The organism is Vermiculatibacterium agrestimuris (assembly GCF_943193085.1).
In the GTDB taxonomy this organism is placed as follows: domain Bacteria; phylum Bacillota; class Clostridia; order Oscillospirales; family Oscillospiraceae; genus Vermiculatibacterium; species Vermiculatibacterium agrestimuris.
The window spans coordinates 1-17,766 of sequence record NZ_CALPCU010000016.1 but is presented as its reverse complement, the minus strand read 5'-3'; the positions used below and the strand labels follow the sequence as shown (position 1 = coordinate 17,766).

Genomic DNA, 17,766 nt, shown 5'->3' with positions numbered 1-17,766 from the left:
GAGGAAAGATTATGATCGACATATCTGTTACCGGCCTCACCATAGAGTTTGAGGTCGGCAAGAAAATTTTAGACGGGCTCACCTTTCAGGTCGACCAGGGCGAGCGGGTGGGACTTCTGGGCCGGAACGGAGCCGGGAAGACCACGCTGCTGAAGCTCCTCACCGGGGAGCTCCGCCCTGACGAGGGGGAGGCCCGTGTGGCCCCCGGCAAAGAGGTGGGGCTCATCTCCCAGATCCCCACGTACCCGGCGGGCTATACCGTGGCCGACGTGCTGAACACCGCCTTTGACCATCTCCGCGCCATGGAGGCGGAGATGAACGCGCTGGCCCAGCGGCTGGGGGAGGGAGACAAGGCCGATCTGCGCCGCTACGACGCCCTCACTGCCGCCTTTGAGGCGGGGGGCGGTTACCATACCGAGGTGACGCTGGGCAAGGTGTGCAACGGCCTGGATATCTCTCCAGCCATGCGGGAGCAGCCCTTTGACGCCCTCTCCGGCGGAGAAAAGACCCGCGTCAACCTGGCCCGTCTCCTTTTGCGGGAGACGGAGATCCTGCTGCTGGACGAGCCCACCAACCATTTGGATCTCCACGCTACCGAGTGGCTGGAGGACTATCTCGCCCGCTACAAGGGCACTGTGCTGGCCATTTCCCACGACCGTTGGTTCCTGGATAAGGTGGTGCAGCGGTGCGTGGAGATCAAGGGTGGCAAGGCGGAATTCTATGCCGGCAACTACAGCTTTTATGTGGAGGAGAAGGAGCGCCGCTTCCAGGAGCAGCTCAAGCAGTACCAGAAGGAACAGGCCAAGCTGGAACAGCTCCAGGAGGCTGTGGACAAGATGCGCCTGTGGGCCTTCATGGGCAACGACAAGCTCTACAAGCGGGCCTTTTCCATGGAAAAGCGGATGGAAAAGCTCCAGAGCGTGGACAAGCCCACCAAGGAGCGCAGGCTCACCATGAACTTCGGAGAAAAAGAGTTCCGGGGGGACGAGGTGTTCACCGTCAAGGGTCTGGCCATGGCTTTTGGCGGGCGGAGGCTTTTTGACAATGTGGATCTGGAGGTGGCGGGGGGCGAGCGCATCGCCCTGCTGGGCGACAACGGCGCAGGCAAGTCCACCTTCGTGAAGATCCTGCTGGGGGAGCTGGAGCCTACGGCGGGGAAGCTGCGCTTTGGCCCCACGGTGAAGATCGGGTACCTGCCTCAGCTGGTCACCTTCGACCGCCCGGAGCGCAATTTGGTGGACACCCTGCTCTATGACCTGAACTGCACCACCCAGGAGGCCCGGGATCGCCTGGCCGCCTTTAACTTCCGGGGAGAGGATGTGTTCAAGGAGGTCTCCGCCCTCTCCGGCGGAGAGAGAAGCCGGCTGAAGCTGTGCGAGCTGATGAGCCAAAAGATCAACCTGCTCATCCTGGACGAGCCCACCAACCACCTGGACGTGGACAGCCGGGACTGGATCGAGGAGGCCATTCGGGCCTACGAGGGGAATCTGCTCTTTGTCTCCCACGACCGCTGGTTTATCAAGGAGTTCGCCCAGCGGGTATGGATGCTGGAGAACCAGTCCATCACCGACTTTAAGGGCACCTATGAGGAATATCTGGCCTACCAGGAGCGGCAGAAGGTCTACGCCAGGAACGGCGCGCCGCCCCCCGCCGAGGAGCCGAAGAAAGACAAGCCCAAGCGCCCCGGCGGCACAAAGGAACTGGAGAAGCGGGTCAACGCCGCCGAGCGGGCGGTGGCCAAGGCGGAGGAGAAGCAGTTTGAGCTGACTCAGCGGGCGGAAGAGGTGGCCTCCAACTACCTGGAGCTTCAGAAGGTCTTGGAGGAACAAAAAGAGCTGGAGGAGGAGATCGCCCACCTGTACACCGTGTGGGAGACCCTGGCGGCCGAACTGGAGGAGGCGAAGGGAGAATGAGACAGAAGGGATATAAGCCCTACGCCGGCCGGAAAAAACGGCTGTGGGTCAAGTGCCTGGCGGCGCTCATTGCCCTGGGGCTTTTGTGCTTTGCGGCCCTGGAGGTCTACATCGGCGTCCACAGCCGGACAGATATCATTGGGAACCCCCAAACCATGGTCATCTTCGGCTGTCAGGTGAAGCCCTGGGGCCCCTCTATCCTGCTCCAGGATCGGCTGGATACGGCCTTGAGCTATCTGGAAGACCACCCGGATATGAACATTGTGGTCGCCGGAGGCAAGGGGGACGACGAGCATATGTCGGAGGCCCAGTGTATGTACGACTACCTCACCGCTCACGGAGTGGACGGAGAGAACATTTATATGGAGCCTCAGTCCCGGAACACCTGGCAGAATGTGAACTACACCCTGGACCTCATGGGCGAGGTGGGGACGACGGTCAGCATCGCCACGGGGGAGACGAAAGGACTGGAGCCCGGCGGCGAGGTGCTGCTGGTGTCCAGCGGCTTCCACCTGGCCCGGATCCGGATGCTGTGGGCGAGGGCCGGAGGACATTTGGAGAAGACCTCCACCCTGGCCGCCCCGGTGAGCCACACCCCCTCGGCGGTTCAGATGTTCTTCCGGGAGCCGCTGGCCCTGGTAAAATCCTTTGTCTTTGACCGTTGAAAGAAGGGAGGCACTTCGCTTGTGCTGGATAAACTGAGGCGCATCGAGCAACGCTACCAGGAGGTGGAGGAGCGCCTTTCCTCCGCCGAGACTTACAGCGATCCGGCCCTGGCCGCCAAGCTCAACAAAGAACAGCGGGAGCTTGCGCCCCTCATGGAGACCTACCGGGCCTGGCTCCAGGCCCAAAAAGACCTGGAGGAGGCCCAGACCCTTTTTTCCGACCCGGAGCTGGGAGATATGGCCCGGGAGGAATTCGCCGCCGCCAAGGCCCTTCTGCCCACCCTGGAGGAGCGGCTGAAACTCCTGCTCCTTCCCAAGGATCCCGACGACGGTAAGAACGTCATCGTGGAGATCCGGGCCGGGGTGGGGGGAGAGGAGGCCGCCCTGTTCGCCCACTCCCTGTTTCGTATGTATACCATGTACGCCGAGGCCCGCCATTGGAGCGTGGAGGTGGACTCCGCCAGCGAGACCGAGCTGGGGGGCCTCAAGGAGATATGCTTCACCATCAATGGCGAAAACGCATACAGCCGCCTGAAGTTTGAAAGCGGCGTCCACCGGGTGCAGCGGGTGCCGGAGACGGAGTCCGGCGGGCGGGTGCACACCTCCACCGTCACCGTGGCGGTGCTGCCCGAGATGGAAGAGGTGGACGTGAAGATCGACCCCGCCGACGTGGAGATGCAGGTGTTCCGCTCCTCAGGAGCGGGAGGCCAGCACATCAACAAGACCTCCTCTGCCGTTCGGCTCATCCACAGGCCCACGGGCATGGTGGTGGAGTGTCAGCAGGAGCGCAGCCAGTTTCAAAACCGGGAGAAGGCCATGCGCCTTCTGGCCTCCCGGCTCTATGAGGAGGAGCGGCAGCGGGTGGAGGGAGAGCATTCCGCCCAGCGAAGAAGCCAGGTGGGTTCCGGCATGCGTAACGAGCGCATCCGCACCTATAATTTCCCCCAGGGCCGTCTCACCGATCACCGGGTGGGGCTGACCCTCTATCAATTGGACGCGGTGATGAACGGAGACCTGGATGAGATCATCGATGCGCTGGTGACCAACCACCAGGCGGCCAGATTAGAAAAGGAGACACAGTGATATGGTACTTCGAATCGACTTTCCTGCCCTTCCCAAAGACAAGGATCTGCTCCAGATGAGGGCCGACCTGGACGACGTGCTGGAGGAGGACGGCTGGCTCCTGGCCTCCGGCCAGAGCGGAGTGGGGGGCTTTGTTGAGATGGAGCTGGAGGATGAGAAGATCAACCCCAAGTATGCCATTCTGGCGGTGAAGAACTATCTTCAGCAGGCGGGCTTTGTCAAGGAGACCACCATGGAGATCGCCGGGGCCGTCATCGGCATTTTCGAGTGATGGATACCAAACGCCTGACAAGCCGGGACGTTGCCGCCGCCGCCGGGGTCATCTCCGCCGGCGGTCTTCTCGGCATCCCCACCGAGACGGTTTACGGCCTGGGGGCCAACGGCCTGGACGAAAAGGCCGTCCACGCCATCTTCGACGCCAAGGGCCGCCCCCAGGATAATCCCCTTATCCTCCATGTCTCCGACGCAGGCTGGCTGGAGCGGTACTGCGCGGACATTCCGGCGGTGGCCTATGAGCTGGCCTGCCGTTTCTGGCCCGGGCCTCTCACCATGATCCTGCCCCGGAAGCGCATTGTCCCCGATACGGTGACGGCGGGCCTTGACACCGTGGGCATGCGCTGCCCCGACTGCGCCGTGACAAGGCAGGTCATCGCCGCCGCCGATGTGCCCATCGCCGCCCCCTCAGGCAACGCCTCGGGACGGCCCAGCCCCACCACGGCGGCGGCCATGCTGGAGGATATGGACGGCAAGATCGACGCCATTTTGGACGACGGCCCCTGCCGGGTGGGGGTGGAGTCCACCATCCTCGACCTGACCGTCACCCCGCCGCGGCTGCTCCGCCCCGGCGGAGTGACGTTGGAGGCGCTGGAGGAGGTGTTGGGAGACGTGGCGGTGGACGAGGCCATCCGCCGGCTCATGGCGCCCGGCGAGCAGCCCAAGGCCCCCGGCATGAAGTACCGCCACTACGCACCCAAGGCCCCCGTCACCGTGGTGAAGGGCGATCCGGACATGACGGCGGGGTACATCGTGGCCCGCATGGGTGAAAAAAGCGGCGTCATCTGCTTTGATGAGTTCAAGGGCTATTTTCGCGGCCACCCGGTGGAGGCCATCGGCCCCGCCGCCGACCAGGCCCAGCAGGCAAGGCGTATCTTTGAGGCCCTCCGGGCCTTTGACCACTTGGACGTCACCGACATCTGGGCCCAGTCTCCCACGGACACGGGCCTGGGCCTGGCGGTGACCAACCGCCTGAATAAGGCCGCGGGCTTCCATATCATCGAACTTTCATAGAGCGGCTGCCTTTACTTTGGCAGAACAGCCGGCACAGCAGGAACCGAGAACAGAAAAAGGAGAGAGCACAAATGAGTATATTAACTGCAGGTGTGAGCCGGGAAACAGCGCTGGAGACCTTGAAGAAGTATAATTCTGAGCCCTTCCACATTCGCCACGGCATCACCGTCTCCCATGTGATGGGCTGGTTTGCCGACACGCTGGGATACGGGGAGGATAAGGAGTTCTGGTCTCTGGTGGGCCTGATGCATGACGTGGACTTTGAGAAATGGCCCGAGGAGCACTGCGTCAAAGCTCCCGAACTTTTGGCTGAGGCGGGCTTCACCGACGAGTTCATCCACGCCGTCTGCTCCCACGGCTGGGGTATGACGGGCACCGACGCAAAGCCCGAGCTGGAGATGGAGAAGGTTCTCTTCGCCTGCGACGAGCTCACCGGGCTTATTGGCGCCGCCGCCCTCATGCGGCCCAGCAAGTCCACCAAGGACATGGAGCTGAAGAGCCTGAAGAAGAAGTACAAGGACAAGAAGTTTGCCGCCGGCTGCTCCCGGGAGTGTATCGCCCAGGGGGCGGAAAACCTGGGCTGGGAGCTGGATGCGCTGCTGGATAAGACTCTCCAGGCCATGGCCCAGACCGAGGACGCCATAGAGACGGAGACGGCGGAGAACACCTGATGAAGACCATCGGGATCACCGGCCCCACCGGTGCGGGAAAGACCACTGCCCTCAACGCCCTGCGGTCGTTGGGGGCGGAGGTGGTGGATGCCGACGCGGTCTATCACCGGCTCCTGGAGGAGAGCGAGAGCCTGAAAAAGGCGCTGACAGGGGCGTTTGGGGAAGAAATTCTGGACAAAATGGGCAAGATAGACCGCAGACGGCTCTCCCAGGCGGTCTACCCCCACCGTTTGGAGGAGCTCAACGCCCTGACGCACCCCGCGATCCTCTCGGAGATCGCCGGGCTGAAAAGGAAGGCGGAGGGGGAGGGCCGCGCCGCCCTGGCCATCGACGCCATCGCCCTCATAGAAAGCGGCCTGGGACAGTGGTGCGACGTGGTGGTGGCCGTGCTGGCGCCTCTTGAAGTGCGGGTGCGCCGCATCATGGCCCGGGACGGCATCGACGAAGACTACGCCCGCCGCCGGGCGCTGGCCCAGAAGCCGGATACGTTCTTCCGCAGCCACAGCGATCATACCCTGGAAAACCGGGAGGGGGACAGGCCGGAGGACTTCGAGGAGCGGGCGCTGCTCCTCTTTCGGGCGCTGCTAGAGTAAAAAGGGCCGGAGTTTGATAGAAAAGTTCACAATTATGTGCTATCTTGTATAGAATGTACCAAAAGGAGGTATTTCCCATGGAAGAAAAGGAAAAGACGGCCGGCCAGCTTCGGCGCGAGCTCCTGCTGGATCAGCGCAAGAACGGCTACGACCTGCTCACTGCCGAGGACGAGGCGGCCATGAAGTCCTACTGTGAGGACTATAAGAAATTCCTGGACGCCGCCATGACTGAGCGTGAGGCGGTGGATGAGATCGTCCGCCAGGCCGAAGCCCACGGCTTTGTGCCCTTTACCCGGGGCATGGCGGTGATCCCCGGCGACAAGCTCTACCGGGTCAACCGGGGCAAGGCGGTGATGCTGGCGGTGATTGGGGAGAAGAGCCTGGCCGATGGAGTTTCCATCGGCGCGGCCCATATCGACTCCCCCCGCCTGGACTTGAAGCCCCAGCCCCTCTATGAGGACAGTGAGCTGGCCTTTCTCAAGACCCACTACTACGGCGGTATCCGCAAGTACCAGTGGGTCACCATCCCCCTGGAGCTCCACGGCGTCATTGTGCGCAAGGACGGTTCCAGCGTGAAGGTGGCCATCGGCGCGGCGGAGGGCGACCCCCTCTTCACGGTGGACGACCTGCTGCCCCACCTTGGGGGAGAGCAGTCCAAAAAGCCCCTGGGGGAGGCCATTCCCGGCGAGACCCTGAACATTCTGGTGGGCTCCCGCCCCTTCAAGGACGACGAGGGGGCCGACCGGGTGAAGCTGGCGATCCTGGACATCCTTAACCAGAAATACGGGCTGGTGGAGACCGACTTTATCTCCGCTGAGCTGGAGGCGGTGCCCGCCTTCCGCGCCTGCGACATCGGGTTTGACCGCTCCCTCATCGGGGCCTACGGCCAGGACGACCGGGTGTGTGCCTACGCCGCCTTTGCCGCCCTGCTGGACACAAAGCGCCCCGTTCACACGGCGGTGTGTATGCTGGCGGACAAGGAGGAGATCGGCTCCGAGGGCGTCACCGGCATGAAGTCCGCCGCTTTTGATACCTTCATGAGCGATCTGTGCGATGCCCAGCGGGTGGCGCTGAAGACCTGCTATGAGCACTCCTTCTGCCTGTCCGCCGACGTGACCGCGGCCTATGACCCCAACTTTGCCGAGGTCTATGAAAAGCGCAACAGCGCCCAGGTCAATTACGGCATGGGCTTCTGCAAGTACACCGGCGCCCGGGGCAAGTCAGGGGCCAGCGACGCCTCCGCCGAGGTGGTGGGCTTTGTCCGCCGGGCGCTGGATGCCGCCGGGGTCATCTGGCAGATGGCCGAGCTGGGCAAGGTGGACGCCGGCGGCGGCGGCACCGTGGCCTGCTATATGGCGGAGCGGGACATCGACACCCTGGACGCGGGCGTGCCGGTACTGTCCATGCACGCCCCCTTCGAGGTCACCGGCAAGCTGGACTGCTATATGACCTATAAGGGCATGAAGGTCATCTACCAGTCGTAAGGGAAGAATGAGAACGAGCCCCGGAGCGGAAAGCTCCGGGGCTCGTTTTTTACTCCGTAGAGGCTTAAAACACCAGCTGTATCAGCAGCATATAGCATACCGTGCCGCCGGCAATGGACAGCAGCATTTGCCGCTTCCACAGGTGAAGGGCCGCGGTGACGGCGATGGCCATGGCCTCGGGCAGGCCGTGGGAGCCGGTAAAAACGCCGACATTCCGCAGGCAGTAGACCACCAGCATGGCGAAGATGGCGGCGGGGAGGGCCCTGCCCAGATAGGTCACATACTTAGGGGTGGGCCGCCTTTCGGAGAAGAGGAGAAAGGGGAGGAACCGGGTGAGCATGGTGGCCAGGGCGCAGACGGCGATGGTAATGGCCTGCTGCAGGAGGGTCATGCCGCCTCACCTCCTTCCAGGTTTGGCTCGATGGGCTTTCGCAGCAGGGTGAGAAGGCCCAGAATACACACCATGGTGGGGATGAGAAAAGAGTCCGGGCCGAAGAGGAGCAGGCACAGCAGGGAGGCCCCGCCGCCGATGAGGGCGGTGTAGTGCTTCTCCTCCTTCAAAAGCTGCTCCAGCAGGATGACCACGAACATGGCGGTCATCACAAAGTCCAGCCCCTCCGTATTGAAGGGGAGCAGGGAGCCGGCCAGCCCGCCCAGGGCGGCGGCGGCGACCCAATAGCTCTGATCCAGCAGGGAGACGAAGAAGTAGAACCAGCCCTTGTCCACATCCTTCGGCACCACGGCGGAGCAGTTGATGGAAAAGGTCTCGTCGCACAGGGAGAAGATGAGGTAGAACCTCTTCCAGCCCAGGCCCTTGTACTTATCCAGTATGGCGATGCCGTAAAAGAGGTGCCGGGCCTGAATCATCAGAGCCATGAGAAAGCAGGCCGCCGGGGCGAAGGGGGAGAGGAGCATCTCCACCGCCACAAACTCCAGCGACCCGCCGAAGATGATGAGGGCCATGAACATGGGATACCAGAAGGGGAAACCGGAGACGTTCATATAAATGCCGTAGGTAAAGCCCAGAAAGGCAAAGCCGGTGAGAATGGGGATGGTCTGGGGAAAGGCGGCGGCAAGGGCCTTGCGCCGGACGGAGGGGGATTGCATAGGGACACTTCCTTTTGTATCACTTTGTGGGGAAGTGTACCATAAACGGCAGAAAAAAGCAAGGACGCTCCGGCCGGAGCGTCCTTGCGGCGGTATATGCTTCAGTCCATGTGCTCCATGGTGCCCAGGAAGAGGGGAACGCCCAGCTCCAGATCCACGATGCCGTAGACAAAGGGCCGGTCATAGCGCAGGACGATCATGTCCTGGGGCGGCATGGCGCTCCCAGCCTCCATGATGACCGCTGTGACAGCGGCGGCCTCGGTGCCCTTCTCGTTGACCTCGAAGGCAGTTTTGTGGATCACGTCGCCCATATAGAGAGGGCCGTCGGAGCAGGCACCCATAGAGGTAAAGTCGGCCAGGTTGGGATCAAAGGCGTCGGTAAGGCCCATGGCCGCGAGGGGCTCGGCCAAAGAGCCGCTCCACTCCGCCTTGAACTTGGGCATGACCAGATCCACCTGCCGCTCCTCCCGTCCGGCCAGCAGGCCGGAGAGGGTGGCGCCGTCCCAGGCGGAGAGGCAGTCGGTGAGGCCCATCCCCTCGTCGGGGAGCAGGAGCAGAAGGCCCAACCGCCCGTCGTCATAGGGCAGTACCACGCCCTGGGCGTCCTCCCGGGAGAGGTAGGTCATAGTGCGCTCGGCGCTCATGCCCCTGGGCTGGGAGAGGGAGCCGTCGGCGTTGTGGAAGTCTATCGTCCATTCGGAGTGAGGCTCAGGGAAGGGGGTCTCAAACTTGTTTTTCAGGTAGATGGCATTGACCAGAGCCAGTACGGCCCGGTCGTCAAACTCATCCACGATAGAGGGGATGAGTCCCCGGGTGGCGTCGCTGACCCAGTCGTTAAGGGCCTGGACGGTGGCGGGGGACTGGAGGTCAGCCTTGAAGAGCTGGGCCTTGTAGGTGTCCTGGCACCGCAGGACGAAGGGGTCGTTGAGGGTCAGATCCGGGTCGGCCCAGAGACTGTTGAGCAGGGTGCTCTCGGTGGAGCCGCCCAGGCCGCTGTAATCCGCCAGAAACCGGGCGCACAGGCTGTTGAGGGCGTCCCGGCCCATGCCCAGGGCGGTCGCAAACTGCGCCAAGGTATCCCCATCGGCCCCGTTGGCGGTCATGCCCAGAGCCAAAAGGACGGATAAAGGGGAGAGCAGGGCATTTTCCCCCTCTGTACGGCTCTGGCGCAGAAGCTCCAGGGCGAAGGCGGAGTAAGTCTCTCCCAGCCCTTCGCTGAGGCAGACGGCCGCTCCTATGGGCTGCGGGTCGTTTTGGATAAGCTCTACCGGCGACACCGAGCCGGAGGGGGTGGGGACGGGACTCACCGCCCCGGCGGCGCAGCCGGAAAGGAGGGAAAAAGAGAGGAGCAGAGGGAAAAACCGTTTTTTCATGGAGGTGGCTCCTTTCGAAGAAGTCTTTGTCCTTTTGACGCAATTTTTGAAAAAAGGTTCCCAAATTTTTCATTCTGATTTTCCGAGGTTGTCAATTCCGGGAAAGTATGCTATGATAATATGACTGAATCTGTAGAAACATGGGGGATGCCGCTGTGAATGATATGAAATTCCAGTTCCGCACCGCCGCCTTTGGCGGATTTAACAAGCAGGATGTGCTGGCCTATCTGGAGGTCAGCTCCCGGGAGCATGCGGAGAAGCTGACCACGCTGCAGGGCGAGCTGGCCGAGGAGAAGGTGGCCCGGTCAGAGTTGGAGGAGCGTGCCGCCGACCTGGATCAGCGTGTCCGCGCCCTCACTGAGGAGAACCAGCGTCTGGCTGCCGATCTGGCCCAGCGGGAGGCGGAGCTGAATCAGGCCGCCGCCCAGCGGGACACCCTCAGTACCGAGGCCGTTCAGCTCCGGGAGAAGGTGGGAAAGCTGGAGCCCGCCGCCACCGCCTATGAGACTATCAAGGAGCGGGCGTCCGCCATTGAGCTGGAGGCCCACAGCCGGGCCCTGGCCATTGAGGGGGAGGCCCACCGGAAGTCCCGGAAGATCGCCGAGGAGATGGAGGACTGGCTGCGGAAGTTCCAAGCCGCCTATGACCGGCTCCGGGGGGATGTGGACGCCACTCTGGGCCGGGCGGTGGAGGAACTGCGCCATTCTGAGGGGGAGATCGGGAAGATCTCCGAGGAGTTCTCCTGCCATGACGCGGCCCTGCAAGTTCTGCGGGAGAAGATGGAGGCGCTCAACGGCCCCCAGGCGCCCCAGCCCCTGCCGACGGAGGAGAGCGGTCAGTAAAGACCGGATGGGAGCAAACGAAAAAAGCCCCGGACGCACAGCGTCCGGGGCTTTTTTATGTATCTCATTCCTCCCCGAAGGAGGGCTCAATGGACATGAGGGGATCGTAATACTTTGCCTTGCTGTCGGCGAACATCTGCTCAAATTCAGGGTCATGGCCGTGGTGGAGCTGGTGGGTATAGGCATGGGAGTCCACCCGCACCAGGTCGCCCTTGGGCGCCGTCTGCCGGAGGATGACCAGTGCCACGTTGGAGCAGTGGTCGGAGATACGCTCCAGGTTGATGAGAAGCTCCAAAAACTGGGTGCCCAGCTCAACGGTGCAGGAGCCGGTCTTGAGCCGCTCCACATGCCGGGCCCGAAGGTCGTCCCGCATCAGATCCACCACCTCCTCGATGGGTTCCACCTGGAGGGACAGGGTGTAGGAGCGTTTCCGGTAACAGGCCAGGGCCTTCTCAATGGCCTCGTCCACGGCGGCGGTGAGGGCGGCGAGCTCCTCCTTGGCGATGGGGGAGAAGATGAGACCCTTGTTATGCAGCGCGCTGGCGCACTCGGAGACGTTGACGGCGTAGTCGCCGATCCGCTCAAAGTCGCTCAGGGTGTGGAGCAGCTCGGAGATCTGGGCGCTCTCCTGGGGGGTGAGAGCCCGGTCGGTGAGCTTCATCAGGTAGTCGTCCAGCGCGTTTTCCATCTTGTCCAGGGCGATCTCGGTCTCACTCAGCCGCTCCAGCTTTTTGGCATCGTATTTATCCAGCAGCTCTACCGCCAGCCGGTAGTTGGACAGGGCGTATTCCCCCATTTGGATCACCCCGTCGTGGGCCCGATCCAGGGCCAGGGAGGGAGAGGAGAGGAAGCGCTCGTCCAACACGGAGACGTCCTGCAGGGAGGTCTCGCCGGGCACCAGCCGCTCCACCAGGCGTACCAGAACCCGGTGGAAGGGCAGGAAGAGGGCGGTACAGGTCAGGTTGAAGACCAGGTGGAAGTTGGCCACACTGCCCATATCCATCACGCTCTCCCAGAAGGGGAAGCCGACGATGGCATTGCCGGCGTAGAGCACGATAAGGAAAAACAACGAGCCGATGACGTTGAAGAAGAAGTGGATCAGGGCGGTGCGCTTGGCGTTCTTGCTGGCCCCCGCGCTGGAGAGCAGGGCGGTGAGGGTGGTGCCGATATTCTGGCCCATAATAAGGGGAATGGCGGTATTGAACCGGATAAGCCCCGTGGTGGAGAGGGCCTGGAGGATGCCGGTGAAGGCGGTGGAGCTCTGGAGCAGAGCGGTGATAGCCGCACCCACCGCCATGCCGAGCAGAGGGTTGGAGAAGGCGGTGAACAGATCCTGGAGCCAGGGCTCGTTCTGCAGGGGAGCCACGGCCTTGGTCATGGTGTCCATGCCGATGAAGAGCATGCCCATGCCGATGAGGATCTGGCCGATGTTTTTCTTGTTTCCGCTGCGGATGAACATGTAGAAGATGATGCCCGCAACGGCCATGAGCGGGCCAAGAACGGAGGGCTGAAGCAGGGTGAGGATAGGATTTCCGTCCCCGGAAATGCTGGACAGCCGGAGGATCTGGGCGGTGACGGTGGTGCCGATATTGGCGCCCATGATGATGCCCACGGTCTGCTCCAGCTTCATGATCCCCGCATTGACAAAGCCCACGCACATGACGGTGGTGGTGGCCGAGGAGTGAATGATGGCGGTGACCAGGGCGCCCACCAGGATGCCCTTGAAGACATTGTCCGTCAGCTTTTCCAGGATGTGCTCCAGACGGCCGCTGGACAGCTGGGCAAGACCATCGGTCATGGTGGACATGCCGAAGAGGAAAAGGGCGATAGCGCCCAGCATGGATATCAAATTTGATGCATCCAAAAGCGTAGCCTCCATTTTTTTGACAAGACGTCATTCGGGCCGATGCTATGGGAAACCATTTACATTATATACAAGGAGAGAGGATTCGTAAATAAAAAAAGGAGAATAGAAACCAAAATTGACGTTTTGATGAAAAAAGTGGGAGAGAAGAGCGGGTTTTTGGGAATCCTGCGGGCGTCAAATCTTTTTCTCCAGAAGGTCGACGGGCGCCCGGGAACCGGGGGCCTCGCCGATGCAGTAGAAGCCGTAACGCCGGTAGAAACGCTGGGCCGGAGCGTTGTCCGGGGCGCAGCGCAGCCGCAGGCACCGCCGGCCCATGGCGCGGTACATGGACACCGCCTGTCCGATGAGCTGCACACCGATGCCCTGCCGCTGCCATTGGGGCTTGAGGTAGAGGAAGGGGATATAGCCCACCCGCTCTCCGGCGTAACGCATGGTGGCCAGCTGGAGAACGCCGATGGGCTCTCCTTCCAGCATCACCGCCTGGAGGGCCCTGGGATCCAGGCGGTAATGCTCTTTTGCCTCAGCGAGGAAACCGGCGCCATCGTAACCGGCTAGGGAGCCGTGAACGGTCATCCAGGCGTCCTTTCGGGCGTCAGCGTAAAACGGGGCCTCCTTTTTTATGTCCAGGGGACGGAACCAGACCTGGAGGAGCGGGCCCTGTTGGGCCCGGAGCTTCTGCCGGGCCATGGTGGCGATCTCCGGGGGCAGGTGGGAGGCGTCGTTTTCAAAGAGGATCCGGAACCGGTCGCCCTCCACCTCTACGCAGGATACGGCGGTGTTTTCCGGATGGCCCAGCTCAGGGGTCTCGGAGGGGTGCTTGCCCCGCAGGGCGGAGAGGAGGCACTTGATGGCGGTGCCGTGGGAGAAGAGGGCCACAGTCTGGCCGGGGTGGGACTGAGCGGCCCGAAAAAAGGCGCGGGTCATCCGTTCCTGCACCTGGCGGAAGGTCTCGCCCCCCTCGGGAGCCCAGTCGGGCGAGCAGAGGTAGAACAGCTTGTTCCCGGCGGGGTAGTGGTAATGGAGCTCGCCGAAGGTGTAATCCTCGTAGATCCCCATGCCGATCTCCTTCAGGTCAGGGTCAATGTGCAGGGTGAGCCCCTTGGGGCGGACTACCGCCTGGGCAGTGGCCTGGGTGCGGCGCAGGTCGCTGGCGTAGGCCGCGTCCACGGGGATGTCCTGGAAGCGCACCTCCAGAGCGGCGATCTGGCGTTTTCCGGTCTCTGTGATGCGGCCGTCATACCAGCCCTGGGCCCGGCGGTAGAGGTTGCCCTCGGCCTCGGCGTGGCGGATAAGATAGATTCGGGTCATGGATGTCCTCAGTCCTTCTGATCGGGATATGATGGGGCGGCGCGCCCTCAGAGAATAGTGACGAACTGTTTGATGTCGTCCCGCATGGCCTCGGCGGCGGCGCGGGCGGCGTCCTGGTAGTCCTGGCCGTCATGGCCGGTCTTCTGCCAGGCGCACATGATGGAGCGGGAGGCGCTGACAATGGCTCCGCGGCCATACTTGTCAAAGGCGAAGCGCACATCCTCGGCCGTACTCCCCTGGGCGCCATAGCCGGGCACCAGGAAGAAGGTGTGCTCCAGCCGTTTGCGCAGAGAGCGCAGGTCGGAGGGGTAGGCGGCGCCCACCACGGCTCCGGCCCGGCTGTAGCCGAATTTACCCACGTCGTCCTGTCCCAGCCGGGCGATGAGATCGCCCATGACCTGGTAGACCACCCGGTCGCCGGCCACCATATCCTGCAGCTCTCCGGAACTGGGGTTGGAGGTCTTCACCAGGGTGAAAAAGCACTTGTCCTCCCGGCGGCAGGTCTCCAGGAAGGGGGAGATGCCGTCGGAGCCCAGATAACCGTTGATGGTCAGACAGTCGGCGTTGAAGGCGGCGAGTTCCGTCCGGCCCACCCGGGTCTTGCCCAGCCAGGCCTCGCTGTAAGCCTGGGCGGCGGAGCCCATGTCCCCCCGCTTGGCGTCCGCAATGACGAAAAAGCCCTTGTCCTGGGCGTAGCGGATGGTCTTTTCCAGCACCAGCATACCCTGCCAGCCCAGCCGCTCATAGAAGGCGGACTGGAGCTTTACGGCGGGCACCACATCGCAAAGGGCGTCCATAAGTCCCATGTTGAACTGGTAGATGGCGTCGGCGGCGCCCTCCAGGGTCTCGCCGTACTTGTTCAAGCTGGCCTTCAAAAGGTGGGGGGGGACATATTCAGGCTTGGGATCCAGTCCCGCCACAGTGGGATTCTTTCTGGCCTTGATAAGCTGCTGCAGATGGTCAAAGGACATGATGACCGCTTCCTTTCTCCGTACCGTCCCCGCGGCTGCCGGGGCGGCGTTTAGTTTTCCTGATAGATGATCTCTCCGCCCAAAATGGTGTACTTGACCCGGCCCTTCAGGGTCTTTCCGGCGAAGGGGGTGTTTCGGGCCTTGGAGCGGAACTGTTCCGGATCTACCACCCACGCCTCGTTGGGGTCAAAGAGCACCAGATCGGCGTCAGAGCCCACGGCCAGCCGGCCCTTGCCCGGCAGACGGAGGATGCCCGCCGGGTTGACGGTCATCTTCCGCAGGATATCGGAAAGGCTCATCTCTCCGGTGTGGTAAAGGGCGGTGAGAGAGGCGGCCAGGGAGGTCTCCAGGCCGATCATGCCGCTGGGCGCCATGGTGAGGGGCCGGGCCTTTTCCTCGGCGGCGTGGGGGGCGTGATCGGAGGCGATGACGTCGATGGTGCCGTCCTTCAGCCCCTCGATGACACCCTCCACATCGGCACTGGTGCGCAGGGGAGGATCGACCCGGGCCAGAGGGCCCTGGTTCAGCACCTCTTCTTCGGTAAAGGTGAAGTACTGGGGACAGGTCTCGCAGGTGATGCGAACCCCCTTTTTCTTATACCGGCGGACAATGGCTACCGATTTGGCGGTGGAAATGTGGCAGATGTGTACCGCCGCGCCGGTCTCCTCCGCCAGCATGGCGTCCCGCATGACCTGCAGCTCCTCGGCGATGGCGGGCCGGCCGGGGATGCGCAGCTGCCGGGAGACCCGGCCTTCGTTGACGGCGAAATTCTGCACCATATCCCCGTCCTCGCAGTGGGAGAGGATGGCCAGACCCTGCCGGTGGGCCAGGATCATGGCGTCCCGGAGGAGGTTCGCGTTCTGCACGCTCCTGCCGTCGTCGGAGAGGGCCACGGCGCCGGCCTTTTTCAGGGCCTCGTAGTCGTTGACCTCCTGGCCCAGCTCTCCTTTGGACAGGGCGGCGATAGGGAAGACCTGGGTTCCGCCCGCCTGTGCGCCCTGCGTCCGGATAAAAGCCACCCCTTCGGGACAGTCAATGACAGGCTTGGTGTTGGGCATACAGGCGATGGCGGTGAAGCCGCCCGCCGCCGCGGCCTGAGCGCCGGTGGCGATGGTCTCTTTATATTCAAAGCCGGGCTGGCACAGGTGGACGTGCATATCCACCAGTCCCGCGCAGACGGTGAGGCCGGACGCGTCGATGACCTGGGCGGAGGGCGCATTGAGATCGCTGCCGATGACGGCGATCCTGCCGTCCTCCACCAGGATGTCCATGATGCCGCCGATGCCGCCCGCCGGATCCACAAGGCGCCCTTTTCTGATGAGGTATTTCAAGCGGCCTGCTCCTTTCTGGTTCCGTAAAAAAGAGGCGGAGGCTCTGTGCCTCGCCTCTTTGGCTTTCGCGCATTTTATTATAAAGGAGATTGGAAGTTTTCGCAACGTTTTTTTCCCCTTTTGGGGCAATAATAATGTTGGGAGTGAAACGGCTTCCGAAAAAAAGAGAAAAGAGGTGGGAGAAAGTGAAGCAGCACAATTTTGTCAAGGGCATGGGCCTGGGTATGATCGCAGGCACCGCCCTGGGAGCGGCCATGGCTCCGAAAAAGAAGACCAACATGAAAAAGGCCGCCGGCAAGGCGATGAAGACGGTGGGTCAGGTCATGGAGAACCTCAGCGACGACATGGGCTTTTGACCGGAGGGGGGAGCGGCTGCAGAGCCGCTCCCCCTTTTTCGGCCCTTCCGCAGCCGGTTGAAAGGGCGGCGTGGATATGGTATGATAGTGCCAGCTTGGGCTCAGCGCCCGACGGAGGTGGTATGCGTGAAGCGCTGTATTGTCCGGGCCGGGATCATCCGTGGAAAAAATACATGATTTGGAGGTTTTTTGATGATCCCGGAATGGAAGATCTATCCCCGCTCCCAGGGGCACAGCACCGTCTATCTGCAAAATGTGGTGACCGATCCGTCCATCTCAGTGGGGGAGTACAGCGTCTACGATGACTTTGTCAACGACCCCAGAGATTTTCAGCGCAACAACGTGCTCTACCACTATCCCATCAACCACGAGCGGCTGCGTATCGGCAAGTTCTGCTCCATCGCCTGCGGCGCCAAATTCATCTTCAACAGCGCCAACCACAGCCTTCGATCGCTGTCCACCTATCCCTTTCCCATCTTTTTCGAGGACTGGGAGCTGAACGTGGAGCGGATCCCGGAGGCATGGGACAACAAGGGCGATATCGTGGTGGGCAATGACGTCTGGATCGGCTATGAGGCGGTGATCCTGGCGGGGGTCACCATCGGAGACGGGGCGGTCGTTGCCGCCCGGTCAGTGGTGACCCGGGACGTGCCGCCCTATACCATCGTAGGCGGCGTGCCGGCCAAGCCCATCCGTAAGCGCTTCGACGAGGAGACAGTCCACCGCCTTTTGGAGCTGAGGTGGTGGGACTGGCCCACAGAGCGCATCCGCGCCAACCTGGACGCCATCCAGGGGGGGAGGCTGGAGGAACTGAAATAAGCGGCTTATCATTGAAAAAGAGATACGGGTACATCCAGTCCTTTTTCGCCGGAACCGGCCTGGGGAAATACTTCACCGGTTTTGAGTGCGCCGGAC

General features: G+C 62.4%; 18 protein-coding genes. 11 read left to right on the top strand and 7 right to left on the bottom strand.

Annotated features, from left to right (window positions below):
* The first annotated feature begins 11 nt into the window (after window positions 1-11).
* The 8 genes from abc-f to NFR87_RS06975 all read left to right on the top strand — a co-directional run bounded on the left by abc-f (window position 12) and on the right by NFR87_RS06975 (window position 7,696).
* Window positions 12-1,913 (top strand): ribosomal protection-like ABC-F family protein, encoded by a 1,902-nt coding sequence (gene abc-f / locus NFR87_RS07010; RefSeq protein WP_251448314.1) that lies wholly within the window; start codon window positions 12-14, stop codon window positions 1,911-1,913.
* Window positions 1,910-2,578 (top strand): YdcF family protein, encoded by a 669-nt coding sequence (locus NFR87_RS07005; protein WP_251448311.1) that lies wholly within the window; start codon window positions 1,910-1,912, stop codon window positions 2,576-2,578. The genes abc-f and NFR87_RS07005 overlap by 4 nt, the downstream gene beginning before the upstream one ends.
* Before the next feature lie 21 nt (window positions 2,579-2,599).
* Window positions 2,600-3,661, top strand: coding sequence for a peptide chain release factor 1 (gene prfA / locus NFR87_RS07000; RefSeq protein WP_251448308.1), 1,062 nt, complete (start codon window positions 2,600-2,602; stop codon window positions 3,659-3,661).
* A gap of 1 nt (window position 3,662) precedes the next feature.
* Window positions 3,663-3,932: a hypothetical protein gene (locus tag NFR87_RS06995; protein WP_251448305.1), complete on the top strand. Its 270-nt coding sequence runs from the start codon at window positions 3,663-3,665 to the stop codon at window positions 3,930-3,932.
* Window positions 3,932-4,948, top strand: coding sequence for an L-threonylcarbamoyladenylate synthase (locus tag NFR87_RS06990; protein ID WP_251448302.1), 1,017 nt, complete (start codon window positions 3,932-3,934; stop codon window positions 4,946-4,948). The genes NFR87_RS06995 and NFR87_RS06990 overlap by 1 nt, the downstream gene beginning before the upstream one ends.
* A gap of 71 nt (window positions 4,949-5,019) precedes the next feature.
* Entirely contained in the window at window positions 5,020-5,619 is a 600-nt protein-coding gene (locus NFR87_RS06985; protein ID WP_251448300.1) for a hydrolase, read from the top strand.
* The gene (gene coaE / locus NFR87_RS06980) at window positions 5,619-6,212 is read left to right on the top strand and encodes a dephospho-CoA kinase (RefSeq protein WP_251448298.1); all 594 of its coding nucleotides are present in this window, start codon (window positions 5,619-5,621) and stop codon (window positions 6,210-6,212) included. The genes NFR87_RS06985 and coaE overlap by 1 nt, the downstream gene beginning before the upstream one ends.
* A 77-nt stretch (window positions 6,213-6,289) precedes the next feature.
* On the top strand, window positions 6,290-7,696 hold the full coding sequence (locus tag NFR87_RS06975) for an aminopeptidase (protein ID WP_251448295.1): 1,407 nt from the start codon (window positions 6,290-6,292) through the stop codon (window positions 7,694-7,696).
* A gap of 64 nt (window positions 7,697-7,760) precedes the next feature.
* On the opposite strand, the gene NFR87_RS06970 is transcribed toward NFR87_RS06975, so the two are convergent.
* The 3 genes from NFR87_RS06970 to NFR87_RS06960 form a co-directional block, all read right to left on the bottom strand.
* Window positions 7,761-8,087 (bottom strand): branched-chain amino acid transporter permease, encoded by a 327-nt coding sequence (locus NFR87_RS06970; protein WP_251448292.1) that lies wholly within the window; start codon window positions 8,085-8,087, stop codon window positions 7,761-7,763.
* Window positions 8,084-8,803: an AzlC family ABC transporter permease gene (locus tag NFR87_RS06965; RefSeq protein ID WP_251448290.1), complete on the bottom strand. Its 720-nt coding sequence runs from the start codon at window positions 8,801-8,803 to the stop codon at window positions 8,084-8,086. Before NFR87_RS06965 ends, NFR87_RS06970 begins: the two co-directional genes overlap by 4 nt.
* A gap of 101 nt (window positions 8,804-8,904) precedes the next feature.
* Window positions 8,905-10,176 carry a serpin family protein gene (locus NFR87_RS06960; protein ID WP_251448287.1) on the bottom strand — a complete coding sequence of 424 codons (1,272 nt, stop codon included), beginning with the start codon at window positions 10,174-10,176 and terminating at the stop codon, window positions 8,905-8,907.
* A gap of 155 nt (window positions 10,177-10,331) precedes the next feature.
* Between NFR87_RS06960 and NFR87_RS06955 the strand changes: the two genes are divergently transcribed.
* Window positions 10,332-11,018, top strand: coding sequence for a hypothetical protein (locus NFR87_RS06955; RefSeq protein ID WP_251448284.1), 687 nt, complete (start codon window positions 10,332-10,334; stop codon window positions 11,016-11,018).
* 64 nt (window positions 11,019-11,082) lie between these two features.
* Here NFR87_RS06955 and NFR87_RS06950 read toward each other — a convergent pair whose 3' ends face one another.
* The 4 genes from NFR87_RS06950 to NFR87_RS06935 all read right to left on the bottom strand — a co-directional run bounded on the left by NFR87_RS06950 (window position 11,083) and on the right by NFR87_RS06935 (window position 16,495).
* Complete coding sequence (locus NFR87_RS06950) at window positions 11,083-12,882, bottom strand: Na/Pi cotransporter family protein (RefSeq protein WP_251448281.1); 1,800 nt, start codon at window positions 12,880-12,882, stop codon at window positions 11,083-11,085.
* Between the two features lie 177 nt (window positions 12,883-13,059).
* On the bottom strand, window positions 13,060-14,193 hold the full coding sequence (locus NFR87_RS06945) for a bifunctional histidine phosphatase family protein/GNAT family N-acetyltransferase (RefSeq protein ID WP_251448278.1): 1,134 nt from the start codon (window positions 14,191-14,193) through the stop codon (window positions 13,060-13,062).
* A 47-nt stretch (window positions 14,194-14,240) separates the two neighbouring features.
* Window positions 14,241-15,164, bottom strand: coding sequence for an orotidine-5'-phosphate decarboxylase (pyrF, locus tag NFR87_RS06940; protein WP_251448275.1), 924 nt, complete (start codon window positions 15,162-15,164; stop codon window positions 14,241-14,243).
* A 50-nt stretch (window positions 15,165-15,214) separates the two neighbouring features.
* Window positions 15,215-16,495, bottom strand: a complete 1,281-nt coding sequence (locus NFR87_RS06935) for a dihydroorotase (RefSeq protein ID WP_251448273.1) — start codon at window positions 16,493-16,495, stop codon at window positions 15,215-15,217.
* Window positions 16,496-16,680: 185 nt separating this feature from the next.
* On the opposite strand from NFR87_RS06935, the gene NFR87_RS06930 reads away from it, so the two are divergent.
* Both NFR87_RS06930 and NFR87_RS06925 read left to right on the top strand, forming a co-directional pair.
* Window positions 16,681-16,851 (top strand): hypothetical protein, encoded by a 171-nt coding sequence (locus NFR87_RS06930; RefSeq protein ID WP_251448270.1) that lies wholly within the window; start codon window positions 16,681-16,683, stop codon window positions 16,849-16,851.
* Window positions 16,852-17,040: 189 nt separating this feature from the next.
* Window positions 17,041-17,670: a CatB-related O-acetyltransferase gene (locus NFR87_RS06925; protein WP_420910707.1), complete on the top strand. Its 630-nt coding sequence runs from the start codon at window positions 17,041-17,043 to the stop codon at window positions 17,668-17,670.
* The last annotated feature ends 96 nt before the right edge of the window (window positions 17,671-17,766 follow it).